The organism is Cellulosimicrobium funkei (genome assembly GCF_004519295.1).
Taxonomy (GTDB): domain Bacteria; phylum Actinomycetota; class Actinomycetes; order Actinomycetales; family Cellulomonadaceae; genus Cellulosimicrobium; species Cellulosimicrobium funkei.
In genome coordinates, this window is record NZ_SOZH01000004.1 from 313191 (window position 1) to 326034 (window position 12844).

The following is a 12844-nucleotide window of genomic DNA, read 5'->3' on the forward strand; positions in this document are numbered from 1 at the left end:
CCGCCGCCAGGAGGCAGCCATGGCCACGACGTCGACGTCCACCGGCCCGGCCACGACCCGCAACGTCGCCCTCGTCGGGCACAGCGGCTCGGGCAAGACCACGCTCGCCGAGGCGTTCCTCCACCGTGCGGGCGCCGTCCCGCGCCCGGGCTCCGTCGCGGAGGGCACGACCGTGTGCGACCACGAGCCCGAGGAGGTCGCGCGCGGCATCTCCGTGAGCCTCGGCGTCGCGCACCTCGACTGGCGCGCGCCCGACGGCACGACCTACCAGGTCACGCTGCTCGACACCCCCGGCTCGCCCGACTTCGCGGGGTCCGTGGACGCGGCGCTCGCGGTGGCGGACCTCGCGGTCGTGGTGGTGAGCGCCGTCGACGGGGTGCAGTCGGGCACGGAGGAGGTCTGGCGGCGGTGCGACGAGGCGGGGATCCCCCGCCTCGTCGTCGTCTCCCAGGAGGACCGCGCGCGGGCGAGCTTCCGCGCCGTCCTCGCCGCGCTCCGGGCCGCGTTCGACGCGCCGTTCGCGCCGCTCGAGCTGCCGCTCGGGGAGGAGCAGACGCTGCACGGCGTGGCCGACGTCCTCACCGAGCGCGCCCGCGAGTACGGCGGCGGGGCGCAGGGGGTCTGGCAGGGCCACGACGAGGAGGTCCCCGCCGACGTCCGCGACGAGGAGCACGCGCTGCACGACGAGGTCGTCGAGGAGATCGTCACGCACGACGACGACCAGCTCGAGGCCTACCTCGGGGGCGACGAGCCGGGCCCGGCCGACCTGGAGCGCACGCTCGCGCACGAGGTGCTGACGGGCGAGGCCGTGCCGGTGCTGCTCGCGTCCGCCGTCACCGGCGTCGGGGTGGACCGCGTCCTCGACCTCGTGTGCGAGCTCGGGCCGTCGCCCGCGGACCGCCCGGCCGTCGTCGCGCTGCCCGACGCCGCCGGGTCGGGCGAGGCCGTGACGTCCGAGGTCGTGGCCGACCCCGCGGGCGACGCGCTCGTCCACGTCTTCCGGACCGTCGTCGACCCGTTCGTCGGGCAGGTGTCCGTGTTCAAGGTGCTGTCCGGGACCGTCGCGACGGGCGACCGGCTCGTGAGCACGGCGACCGGCGCGGACGACCGCGTCCACGGGCTCTTCCGGCTGCGCGGCCGCGAGCACCTGGCCGTGGACCGGGTCGTCGCGGGCGACGTCGCCGCCGTCGCGAAGCTCTCCGCCGCGTCGACCGGCACGCTCCTCGCGGGCCGCCGGATGCCCGTCGCGGCGCGGGACCTGCCACCCCGGCCACCGGTGTACGCGCTCGCGCTGCGGCCCGTGTCGCAGTCCGACGACGACAAGCTGTCCGCCGCGCTCACCCGGCTGCGCGCCGAGGACGCGACGCTGCACGTCGACCTCACGGGCTCCCAGGCGGTCCTCGGCGGCCTCGGTGACACGCACCTCGCGGTCGCCGTCGAACGGCTCGAACGGTCCTTCGGTGTCCGCGTCACGACCGAGCCCGTCCAGGTCGCCTACCGGGAGACGATCACGCGCGCCGTCGAGGTCGAGGGCCGCGTGAAGAAGCAGTCCGGCGGGCACGGGCAGTTCGCCGTGGTGCGGCTGCGCGTCTCCCCGCTCCCGCGCGGCGAGGGGTTCGCGTTCGTGAGCTCCGTCGTCGGCGGGTCGGTGCCGCGCCAGTACCTGCCCGCGGTCGAGCGCGGCGCGCGCGAGGCCATGGAGAGCGGCGGGCCGCACGGCTACCCCGTCGTGGACCTGCGCGTCGAGGTCCTCGACGGCAAGGCGCACTCCGTCGACTCGTCCGACATGGCGTTCCGCACCGCGGGCGGCGTGGGGGTGCGCGAGGCGCTCGCCACGGCCGGGACGGTCGTGCTCGAGCCCGTCTCCGCGGTGACCGTGACCGTCCCGCCCGACGCGCAGGGCGACGTCATGGGCGACCTCTCCGCGCGGCGCGGCCACATCACCTCGACCGACTCCCTGCCCGACGGCCGCGTGCGCATCGACGCGCTCGTGCCCGAGGCCGAGCTGACCCGCTACGTCCTCGACCTGCGCTCGATCACCGGCGGGCGAGGGTCGTTCACGGCCGCGCCCGACCGCTACGAGGTGCTCCCCGGCGGCGTCGGGGCGAGTCGCTAGGGACGGCCTTCTCGACGGGTGGTGCTCACGGCAGCGAGGTGGTGCGACCAGAACGGGTCGGAGCGCCAGCCCTGCGGGATGCCCATACCTGCGAGCGGCACGTCGGGGTGCTGGTCGAGGAGGAGGCCCAACCGCCGAGCCCACGAGGAGCGGGGTGACACCACCGCCAGAACGCTCTGGAGCGAGGCCAGTACCGGATAGAGGCGTTTGCGGCGATCAGACGACGAGAGGACCTCCTCGTCGGTGAGCCACCGAACCGAGGGCGAGGTCGGGATCGCGGGGTAGACGCCGAGGCCGACGTTCCAGAGCCGCCCGTGATGAGCGCAGACGTTCCGCACCCGTACGTACGTGCGCAGCCAGGACAGCAGCAATGGGCCGGGAAGGCCCAGCGGGCGCGCCACCCGGCCGACGTCGGAGGCGCGACGCAAGTTGCCGACGAGGCCAGACAGCTGGCCCAAGGTGAGCGTCTCGACCATCAGCCACGACGGCGGCAGAGCTGGTTCGCCGTAGGTCGTCAGGTAGTGCTCCAGCGCAGAGGCGTGAGCGAGGTCGCCCCCAGCGCTCTCGGGTGCGCTCGCCAGCCGGTCCTCACAGGTCTTCCGGACCATCTCCAAGAACCGCTGATGCCGACGCTCGTCCCTGAAGTGCTCCGGCTCGCAGTACCACGAAGGACCACCGCGGTGCACGGACATGTGGTCGGTGAGACTGGACCGGACCGCGACCTCGATGCGCTCCAGGGCGTCCATGACGAGCAGACGGAGCTTGCGGTCGAAGATGTACAGGTCGAGCACCTGGTCGAACGTCGTTCCGCCGCGCAGCGCCTCGGCGCCCGGTTCCTTGCGGAAAGGGATGAGGTACGGCGAGAACCGGTAGTAGCCCACGTGGCGGACGTACCGGGCGGCGCGCTCCGGCTCCGGGACGACGAGCCCGCGCTCGATCATCCTCGCCACCAGCTCGTCGTGCGTGGAGCGCTGGCTTGGCGTAGCGGTGCGGCCCCCGAGGTCGCGTCGGTCGTGCTGGCATCTGCTCTCTTCGCCCCCCGCGCAGAGAAAATCCCCCGGGTTGCGCATCGTTGAGAGGCGTGGGGGATGTCGTGATCCCGACCCTATCGTCCTCGAGGACGGCGGACAAGGGCGGCGGTCGCCGGCGCCTCACCACGCGCTGCCGGGGGCCGACCGCCCGCGCTCAGCGGCGCGGCACGACGATCGGCGCGCCGCCGCCGGGGTGGTCGACGACCTCGACGGGGTAGTCGTAGACGCCGCTCAGCAGCTCGGCGGTGAGGACGTCGCGCGGACCGCCGTCGGCGACGACGCGCCCGCCCGCGAGGACGGTGACCTGGTCGGCGTACGCGGCCGCGAGCGAGAGGTCGTGCACGACGACGACCACCGCACCGCCGGCGGCGGCGTGCGCCCGGGCGAGCTGGAGCACGAGCTCCTGGTGCTTGAGGTCGAGCGCGGCGGTCGGCTCGTCGAGCATGAGGAGCGCGGTGCGCTGGGCGAGCACGCGCGCGAGCGCGACGCGGGCCTTCTCCCCGCCGGACAGCGACGTGAAGTGCCGGTCGGCGAGGTGCTCCACGTCGGTCGCGGCGAGCGCCTCGGCGACCGCGGCGTCGTCGTCGTCCTCGAACGGGGTGCCGCGCCACGGCGAGCGGCCCATGCGCACGACGTCCACGGCGGTGAACGGGAAGCTCAGCGAGACCTGCTGGAGCATGACCGACCGGCGCAGGGCGAGCTCGGTCGGGGTCCACGCGGCGAGCGGGCGGCCGTCCACGGTGACGTCCCCGGCCTCGGGGCGCAGGTCGCCGGTGAGGACGCCCAGCAGCGACGACTTCCCGGCCCCGTTCGGGCCGAGCAGCGCGCGGACCTCGCCCGCGCGCACGTCGACCGACACGTCGCGCAGGATCGGCGCCTCGCCGAGGGTGAGGGACACGCCCTGCGCGGCGGTGACCACGTCGCCGGGCGCGGCACGCCCCGGGAGCCGGGGCCGCCGTCGGGCACCGGTGACGGCGGTGCGCAGCGCGCCGAGGACCGACGAGCCCTCGTGGCGCAGGTCGCTCATGCCCAGCCTCCCTGGCGCGAGCGCGTGCGGCGCAGGAGGTAGAAGAAGAACGGCCCGCCGACGAGCGACGTGATCATGCCGAGCGGCAGCTCGACGTTCGCGACGGCGCTGCGCGCGAGGAGGTCGGCGGCGAGCAGCACGACGGCGCCGCCCAGCACGGACGCGGGGACGAGCGTGCGGTGGCTCGGCCCGCACACCATGCGCACGAGGTGCGGCACGACGAGCCCGACGAACGCGATGATCCCCGTGAACGCGACCCCGGCGGAGACGAGCAGCGCGACGAGGACGATGACGAGCTGGCGCAGCCGCTCGACGTCGACCCCGAGGTGCTGCGCGGCGCGCTCGCCGAGCGCGAGCAGGTCCATCCTGCGGCGCACGAGCATCGCGCCGGTGACGCCGACGACCGCGATCGGCAGGACGACCGCGACGGACTGCCACGTCGCGCCGCCGAGCGACCCGAGCTGCCAGAAGACGATCTGCTCGCGCGCGGCCGGGTCGGCCACGAACGTGAAGAACGCGAGCATCCCGCCCGCGAACGCGTTGACCGCGATGCCGGTGAGCACGAGCGTCACGACCTCGGTGCGACCACCCGCGCGCGCGAGCGCGTAGACGACGAACGTGGTCACGAGCCCGCCGACGAACGCCGCCGCGGCGACCCACGTGCCGGGCACGAGCGCGCCCGCGGTGACGATGACCGCGCACGCGCCCACGGCCGCGCCCGAGGACACCCCGATGACGCCGGGCTCGGCGAGCGGGTTGCCGAACACGCCCTGCATGAGGGCGCCCGAGCACGCGAGCGCCGCGCCCACGACGATCGCCAGGACGACGCGTGGGAACCGCACGACCCACAGCGCGTTCTCGCCCTGCGGGTGCGACGGCATGGGCCCCCAGTCGAGCCCGACGTGGTGCGCGAGCGAGCCGAGCACCTCCGCGGGCGACACGGGCACCTGCCCCGTCATGCCGGACACGACGGTGAGCACCGCGAGCGCCACGCCCAGCCCGACCATCAGCCACCGGGCGGCGTGGCGGCGCTGCTGCCCGACCGCGGGCCCCACCCGGGCGGGCCGACCACCGGGGCGCGGGGCGCCGTCGGGCGCGGCGACGCCCTCGGGACCGGGCGCGTCCTCCGGAGTGCCGAGGGGACGGGTGGCGGGCGCGCTCACGACGCCGGGAGCTCCGGCGCGGGCACGCCGTAGAAGGCCTCGACGAGCGACGCGATGGTGGAGCCGGTGCGGGGGCCGAACGTGAGCAGGCGCGAGCCGTCCATGTCGACGACGCGGCGCGCCTCGCCCGCGGGCGTCTGCGCGAGGCCGGGGATCGCCATCATGGCGTCGAGGCCGCCCATCGACTCGAGCCCGTCGGTCATGACGAGGTAGGCGTCGGGCGCGGCGCTGATGATCGCCTCGCTCGTGACCGGCGCGTACTGCTGCGTGAGGCCGATGGCGGTCCCGGCGTCCTCGCCGCCGATCTCGCGGATCAGGTCGTCGGCGCCGGAGCCGGGCCCGAACAGCATCTTGATGTTCGCCCCGCGCAGGTAGAGGAACGCGACGCGGGGCGTCCCGGTGTCCTGCGGCACCGCGGCAAGGGCTGCGCAGATCTGCCGGTCCGTGCGCTCGACGAGCGCCTCGCCCTGCTCGGGCACGCCCAGCGCGGTGGCGACCGCGCGGATCCGGTCGTCGACCCCGTCGAGCGTGCGAGCCTCGTCGAAGTACACGACGGGGATGCCCGAGCTCTCGAGCTGGCCGCGCACGTCGTCGGTGAGGATCGTCGCGTCGGTGAGGATCACGGAGGGGTTCAGCCCGAGGATCGCCTCGACGTCGAGCGCGTGGCCGGCGCCCGTGACGACGGGGACGTCCGCGGCCTCGGGGAAGCCGGTCGGCAGGTCGCGGCCCACGACGTTCGCACCCAGCCCCAGGCTGTAGACGATCTCGCCGAGCGTCCCGTACAGGTCGACGGGGATGATGCGGCTCACGTCCGTGATCTCGACCTGGCGCCCGTCGACCGACCCGACCGTCACCGGGAGCTGCGGGGCGGGCGCCTCGGCGACCGGGTGGATCGCGTCGTCGGTGAACGTCGCGCTCGTGGGCCCGGTGGGGAACGACGCGGGGTCGACGTCGGAGCCGCCGCCCGCGGCCCGGGACTCCTCGAGCGTCGTGCAGGCGGCCTCGGTGCCCGGGGTCTCGGCCGGGGTCGCCTCGACGGGTGCGGCGTCCTGGCTCGCCGCGGCCGACGGCGTCGCGGGCGCCTCGTAGGGGAGCGGCGAGCACGCGGCGACCAGGCCCAGCAGGACGACGGCGCCCGCCCCGGCCAGCGCGGTCACGGTCCGGCGTGCGCGGCGGGGTGCGGCACCCGGCGTGCCGGCGGGCGACGTCGGGCGGCGCGGCGACGAGCCGGGGTGCGGCGCAGGGCGGGCAGCGTGAGGCATGGGGAGTTCTCCAGGAAGCGGTCCGAGGGCGCGGCCGCCACGGCCGCCGCCACCAGGTAAGACGAGCCTAACCTGACCCGCGGACGTTTCTCGACCGCCGTGGAGGTAACTCACCTCACGAACGCCCCCCGGCGCGCGGCCGAGCATGGCGACGCGGCCCGTCGGCTGGGTGGGACGGGCCGCAGCCGCATGGTCGGCGGCGGCGGGGGTGGGTTGGGGGTGGGGCAGGTCAGGGGTGGGCGGCGCCGAGGTCGGCGAAGAGGTCGCTGTTGAGGCGGAAGGCGTGCTTGGCCTCGGCGACGGTCTCGTCGAGCTGCTCGGGGGTGAGGACCAGGGCGTCGAGGCGCTCGCGGTAGACGTCCTTGAACGGCTTGGACTTGGGGATCTCGACGAACGTGTAGAAGGCGAGGCCGTCGCCCGAGAGCCCGTAGTGGCGCTCGAGCATGCGCTTGATGATCTGCCCACCCGAGAGGTCGCCGAGGTAGCGCGTGTAGGCGTGCGCCGCGTATGCCGGCAGCGACCCGCCGACCGTGCGCAGGCGGGCGACGTAGCGCTCGGTCGCGGGGTGGATCGTCACGCGCTCGGCCCAGTCGGCGCCCACGAGGAACGTGAGGTCCTTCTCGATCTCGGGCGTGCGCGTGAGCTCGTCGAACACGAGGCTCGCGCCCTGGGCGTCGTCGCGCATCGCGGCGCTCGCGTCCTCGAGCGCGCCGTAGACGGCCCACTGCTGGGCGGCGAGGTCGGCGTACGCGGCGACGTCGAGGCGCCCGGACATGAGCCGCTCGACGAACCCGGAGCCCTCGGCCTGCTCGTGCTCGGGGCGCGTGCCCTCGCGCAGCCGCTGCGACAGCGGGACGGACTCGTCGGCGCGGTGGAGGTCGTGGGTGAGGGCAGTCACGGGGTGGCTCCTGCGGGTGCGTCGGGGCGGGACAGCACGTCCTGACGCCGTGTCATGACGATGCGTCAGGAACTGTAACCCACGGAGGTGAGGCTTGCCTATCCTCTGTCCGTCATCCGGCCCGGCCGAGCGGGCAGGGCGTCAGCCCGCGAGCGCGGGCGAGGTCGCGTCGGCCCCCACGGCGCGCAGCACGAACGCCTCCGTCGCCTCGATCGCCTGCTCGCGTGCGACCGGGTCGTCGGGCACGAGCCGCCCGGACAGGCACGCGTTGACGAGCTGGACGGTCGTGTCGATGTCCTGCGCGGGGAACTCGCCCGCCTCGATCCCCGACCGGACGATGCGGCGCAGGATCGCCTCGACGAGCTCGGCGTGCTCGCGCAGCCGCTGGCGCGTGGTGCGCGAGAGCACGGTGCGCAGGTCCGGCCCCGGGGCGAGGTGGAAGATGCGCTTGAGCTGCGCCTGCTGGCGGATGTACGTGCGCAGCTGCTCGACCGGGTCGTCCACGTGCTCCAGCGCGCGCTCCAGCGTTCCGACGTACTGCTCCGTCTCGTGGGTGATGAACCCGAGGAGCAGGGCCTCCTTGTCGGGGAAGTGGTTGTACACCGCGGTGCGGCCGACCCCGGCGGCGGCGGCGATGTCCGCGAGCGAGATGGCGTCGAAGCCCCGGTCCATCATGAGGGTCGAGAGCGCCGCGAAGAGCTTCTGCCGGGTCTGGGCGCGGTGCTCGTGGAGGGACCCTCCGATGATCTTGGGCATGCTGACATCATAGGCAGTTCGTGTCAGAACGCTAATCCCGGGCGACCGGCCCGCGGAGGGCGCTGCGCCGTCTGGCACACTGCCGCCATGGACACGACCGCGTCGCCCGAGGGCGTCCCCGCCGCCCCGGACCCGGAGTTCCCGCCCGTCCCCGCGGACACCAAGGACTGGACGTGGGTCATGGAGCGGCCGTGCCCCGCGTGCGGGTTCGTCGCAGGCGAGGTCACGCCCGACCGCGTGGGCGCCGTCGTGCGCGACGCCGTCCCGCGCTACGTCGCGGCCCTGGGTCGGCCCGACGCGCGGACCCGCCCCGACCCGACGACCTGGTCGGTGCTCGAGTACGCCGCGCACGTCCGCGACGTCTTCTCCGTGTTCGACGTGCGCGTGCAGTCCATGGTCGAGGGCGACGACCCGCGGTTCGCCAACTGGGACCAGGACGCGACCGCGGTCGCGGAGGACTACGCGCACCAGGACCCGGCCGTGGTCGCGCGCGAGCTCCGGATCGCGGGCGACCGCGTCGCGGGCCGCTTCGACGCGCTCGTCCCCGACCAGTGGGAGCGCCCCGGCCGGCGCTCGAACGGCTCGGTCTTCACCGTCCGGACGCTGGGGCAGTACTTCGTGCACGACGTCGTCCACCACCTCCGCGACGTCGGCGCCTGACGTCCGCGGGGTCCCCGTGAGCGGACCCACGCTCGTGACACCGCCGTAACACCGTCGCCTCCGGGGCGCTCTACGTTCCGGTCATGGACGCCCCCGTCGCCGGCCTGGTGCCGGACGCGCACGCCGGTGCGCACCTGCTCGCGACGCCCCGCTCGCGCGGCGCGGCCCGCACGCCCGTGGACGCGCTCGCGCGCGCCTGGTTCGTCGGCGCGGCCTGGACGACCCCGCCGGGCGGCGGGGGAGCGGCGCGCCCCATGGCCGGTGCGCGGTTCCGTGGCGTGGTGCCCGACGGCGTCGTCGCACCGGGCGAGCTGCGCCTCGCCGAGGGGGCGCGCGTCGTCGGGCCCTTCGCGCTCACGCCGCCGCAGACGCAGGCGCTCGGCCTCGCGGGCGGGGGCGCCGAGGCGTTCGCGCTGCACGTCGACCACCCCGACGCGCGGCTCGCGCCCGTCGCGCGGACCGGCGCCTGGGCCGACACGTCGACCGGCACGTCGACCGGCACGTCGACCGGCTCGGTGACCGACGACCGCGACGGGCTGGTGCGCGCGTTCCCGGCAGGGCTGCCGCAGGGGCTCGAGCTCCGCGTGCTGGGCTGGGCCGTCGCCGCGGCCCGGCGCGTCGGCGGCGCGGTCGTCGCGGACGGCCGGACCGTGCTCACGCCCGACCCGGCGTCGGGCGTCGACCTCACGCTCTACAGCGCCCACGTGCTCGGGCCCGACGACGCGCTCGGCGTCCTGCGCACGACGGTCCCCGGCGCGGGGGTCGTCGTGGTGCGGCCGGGCGCGGACGGCCTCGCGGAGTACGTGCTGTCGGGCGAGACCCCGTACGACGGCGCGGTGCGGCTCGAGGCCCGACGCGTCGCGCGGGTCCCGCTCGCGCTCGACGGCCTCGACTGGCGCGAGCACGGGCCGCACGCCTACCGCCTCACGTGGGTGCCGACCGAGCCGGACGAGCTCGCGGTCGAGCGGCCCTCGGGGCTGCACGTCATCGCGCGCTCGCGAGCCCGGGTGCTGCTCGCCCGGCTCGCGGCGATGCTCCAGGGCCGGCTCGCGGGGACGCTCGTCGACGACGGCGGGTTCGTCGTGCGCGACCTCGACCTCGACGAGCGGCTCTCCCCGGCGGCGGCACCGTCGGCGCGGTTCTGGGTCTGAGGGCGTGCGCACGGGCCGCGCCGCGGGGTCGGACGGGCCTGGCCCGCGGCGAGGCCTGTCCACAGAATTCATCCACAGGCCTGTGGGCGGCGTGGGAACGGCGCGGGCCGTCCTGTGGACGAACCTGTGGTCATCCGGCCGGCCCAAATGACAACGGTGGGAACTCTTGCAGACCCCCGGGCCGAGGACTACAAACGTCCGTAACGGCCCGGACGGGCGCACACGGACGACGGGGTTCCGGCACGCATCACGCAGGGGTCTGACGGCCCCGCCAGGACCGCACGACGTCTCGCCGCGCACGCGAGGGCACGGCCGACCGGAGAACGGTGGACGACCCGCCACCCCCTGCTGCGGGGCTGCGCGCGACGGCGCAGGTTCCTACCGGACCCGGAAGGCCGACCGCGATCGGCGTCACCGCACCTGCCCGGGCACCCGGGCGGACGCGAGGGCGCCGGGCCGCCACGTCGCGAGCGGCGCCCCGACGGGCCACCCGGCCCGACCGCCCCGGGGTCGCGCGGACACGGCGAGGCCCCTCGGAATCCTGCTCCGAGGGGCCTCGTCCCCATTCTCCCGCGGGCACGGCCCGACGCGAAGACCGCCCCCAGACGCAGGACGGCGCCGCCCCGCGCGCCTACGCTCGTGCCATGAGCAACCTCGAGACCCGGCCCGAGGAGCGCGTCTGCTCGGCGGGCGCGCCCCACGACGACGGCGGACGCGCCGCGGTCGAGATCCTCGAGCACCGGGACGTCCCGCTCGGGGGCACCCGGGCGATGCGGGTGCGGCGCACGATCCCGCAGCGCGCGCGGTCGCTCGTCGGCGCGTGGTGCTTCCTCGACCACTACGGGCCCGACCCGCTGCCCGCGATCGGCGACGGCACCGACGGCATGCAGGTGCCGCCGCACCCCCACACCGGGCTCCAGACGGTCACGTGGCTGTTCGCGGGGGAGATCTTGCACCGCGACGCCGTCGGGTCGCTCCAGACGGTGCGGCCCGGCGAGCTCAACCTCATGACCGCGGGCCGCGGCATCTCGCACTCGGAGGAGTCGCCGCGCGGCGAGCGCCCCCCGGTCCTGCACGGCGTCCAGCTCTGGGTCGCGCTCCCGGGCGACCGCCTCGCGGACCCGCCCGCGTTCGAGCACCACGCCGACCTCCCCGTCGCCACGGTCGACGGCGCGCGCGTGCAGGTCTTCCTCGGCGCGCTCCGCGTGGGCGGCGCCGCCCTGCGCTCGCCCGCCACGACGTACACGCCGATCGTCGGGGCGCAGCTCGACCTCGCGCCCGGCGCGCGCGTCACGCTCGACGTGGACCCGACGTTCGAGCACGGCCTGCTCGTCGACGAGGGCGTCGTGCGGCTGGAGGGCTCGCCGGTGCCGCCGTCGTCGCTGGGGTACGTCGAGCCCGGCCGCACGACGCTCGTCGTCGAGGCGGGGCCGGACGCCCCGGCGCGGGCCGTGCTCGTGGGGGGCGAGCCGTTCGGCGAGGACATCGTCATGTGGTGGAACTTCGTGGGCCGCACGCACGACGACGTCGCGCGCGCCCGCGCGGACTGGCAGGCCCAGCTCGTCGTCACGGGGGACCAGGGTCCGAACCGCGGCGGCACCCGGTACGCCGACGGCGCGCGCGAGCGCCGCTACGGCGAGGTCGTCGGGTACGACGGCGGACCCCTGCCCGCGCCCGCGCTGCCCGACGTCCGCCTGCGCCCGCGCACCCGGCCCGCCGCGCCGCCCCGCCCGTAGGCCGCGCCAGTAGACTGCCGCGCATGGCCAAGAACACCACGCCCGACTTCGTGCTGCGCCCGTTCGAGGGGCTCCCCGGCGAGACCGACTGGGTCGCGATGCGCGAGGTCGTCCCCTCGGCCACCGCGACCGCGCGCACGACCGCCGAGCACGGGGCGCGCGACGTCCTCGTCGTGACGGTCCTGCCCGCCGGCTGGGCCGCGCTGCACCGCCAGGACGGCGCGATCCTCCTCGCCGTCCAGACCCTCGCCGGCTCGGGCGACACGAGCCGCGACCTCGCCGCCGCGCTCCTCGAGGCGATCGACGCCGAGCCCGGCACGTCCATCGAGACGAGCGCCCTGCCCGACGCCGGCCCGCGCCTGCAGGACGTGCTCGACCTCTCCGTCCCGTTCGACGTCACCGTGCACGAGGACTTCGCGTTCTGGCTCGACCCGTCGGCGGAGATCACGCCCGACCTGCGCGCCTCGCTCGACCAGGCGGCCGAGTCGATGGTGCCCACCGTCAAGCTCGACGCGGTCGAGTCGGCGTACTGGTGCCGCATGTCGCGCGAGTTCCTGCGCTGGGCCCGCCCCGAGCCGGAGGACGCCCTCATCGACGCGATCTCGCGCCTGCACGCGAAGCGCGAGTCCGGCCTCGCGGGCGGCAAGTTCGTCGGCGCCTTCCGGTCGAGCGGCCTGCTCGTCCCCGTCTGGGAGCTGCCCCGCGGCACGGAGGCGGACGAGCTCGAGGGCCCGGTCGCGGAGCTCGACGCGCGGCTCACCGAGGCGCTCGCGGTCACGGAGCCGCTCGACGCGAACGAGCGCCGTGCGCGCGCGGGCATCGTGTCCCGGCAGGTCACGCTCCGCTGACCCCGCGCACGCTCTGCTGATCCAGAGCCCCCGCGCGAGCACACGACGCGGGAGCGCGACCACGCCGAGAGCCCGCCGACGCCCCTGTCGGCGGGCTCTCGCGTCGAGTAGGATCCGGGAGACCTGGGAACGCAGCCCGGTCGTCCTGCGGAGATCCCGAGCGGATCCGCTGGTGGAACGACGACACATCTGCGGC

11 protein-coding genes are annotated in these 12844 nt (G+C 75.6%); 5 read left to right on the top strand and 6 right to left on the bottom strand.

The window, feature by feature from the left end:
- Positions 1 to 19: 19 nt before the first annotated feature.
- Positions 20 to 2116 carry an elongation factor G gene (locus E1O70_RS07335; protein WP_061269393.1) on the top strand — a complete coding sequence of 699 codons (2097 nt, stop codon included), beginning with the start codon at positions 20 to 22 and terminating at the stop codon, positions 2114 to 2116.
- On the opposite strand, the gene E1O70_RS07340 is transcribed toward E1O70_RS07335, so the two are convergent.
- The 6 genes from E1O70_RS07340 to E1O70_RS07365 form a co-directional block, all read right to left on the bottom strand.
- Entirely contained in the window at positions 2113 to 3057 is a 945-nt protein-coding gene (locus tag E1O70_RS07340) for an Abi family protein (RefSeq protein ID WP_082774845.1), read from the bottom strand. The genes E1O70_RS07335 and E1O70_RS07340 overlap by 4 nt on opposite strands.
- A gap of 244 nt (positions 3058 to 3301) precedes the next feature.
- Positions 3302 to 4174 carry a heme ABC transporter ATP-binding protein gene (locus E1O70_RS07345; protein WP_061269394.1) on the bottom strand — a complete coding sequence of 291 codons (873 nt, stop codon included), beginning with the start codon at positions 4172 to 4174 and terminating at the stop codon, positions 3302 to 3304.
- Positions 4171 to 5181, bottom strand: coding sequence for a FecCD family ABC transporter permease (locus E1O70_RS07350; RefSeq protein WP_061269396.1), 1011 nt, complete (start codon positions 5179 to 5181; stop codon positions 4171 to 4173). Before E1O70_RS07350 ends, E1O70_RS07345 begins: the two co-directional genes overlap by 4 nt.
- Positions 5182 to 5333: 152 nt before the next feature.
- Positions 5334 to 6599, bottom strand: coding sequence for a heme/hemin ABC transporter substrate-binding protein (locus tag E1O70_RS07355; RefSeq protein ID WP_205688624.1), 1266 nt, complete (start codon positions 6597 to 6599; stop codon positions 5334 to 5336).
- 229 nt (positions 6600 to 6828) lie between these two features.
- Positions 6829 to 7497, bottom strand: coding sequence for a biliverdin-producing heme oxygenase (locus tag E1O70_RS07360; RefSeq protein WP_061267223.1), 669 nt, complete (start codon positions 7495 to 7497; stop codon positions 6829 to 6831).
- Between the two features lie 141 nt (positions 7498 to 7638).
- Positions 7639 to 8253, bottom strand: coding sequence for a TetR/AcrR family transcriptional regulator (locus E1O70_RS07365; RefSeq protein WP_021483301.1), 615 nt, complete (start codon positions 8251 to 8253; stop codon positions 7639 to 7641).
- 87 nt (positions 8254 to 8340) lie between these two features.
- Here E1O70_RS07365 and E1O70_RS07370 point away from each other — a divergent pair, with 87 nt between their 5' ends.
- The 4 genes from E1O70_RS07370 (at position 8341) to E1O70_RS07385 (ending at position 12648) form a co-directional block, all read left to right on the top strand.
- The gene (locus E1O70_RS07370; protein ID WP_061267222.1) at positions 8341 to 8913 is read left to right on the top strand and encodes a DinB family protein; all 573 of its coding nucleotides are present in this window, start codon (positions 8341 to 8343) and stop codon (positions 8911 to 8913) included.
- Between the two features lie 83 nt (positions 8914 to 8996).
- The gene (locus E1O70_RS07375; RefSeq protein WP_061267221.1) at positions 8997 to 10064 is read left to right on the top strand and encodes a hypothetical protein; all 1068 of its coding nucleotides are present in this window, start codon (positions 8997 to 8999) and stop codon (positions 10062 to 10064) included.
- Positions 10065 to 10708: 644 nt separating this feature from the next.
- Positions 10709 to 11800 (top strand): pirin family protein, encoded by a 1092-nt coding sequence (locus E1O70_RS07380; protein WP_061267220.1) that lies wholly within the window; start codon positions 10709 to 10711, stop codon positions 11798 to 11800.
- Positions 11801 to 11823: 23 nt separating this feature from the next.
- The gene (locus tag E1O70_RS07385; RefSeq protein ID WP_061267219.1) at positions 11824 to 12648 is read left to right on the top strand and encodes a DUF5926 family protein; all 825 of its coding nucleotides are present in this window, start codon (positions 11824 to 11826) and stop codon (positions 12646 to 12648) included.
- The last annotated feature ends 196 nt before the right edge of the window (positions 12649 to 12844 follow it).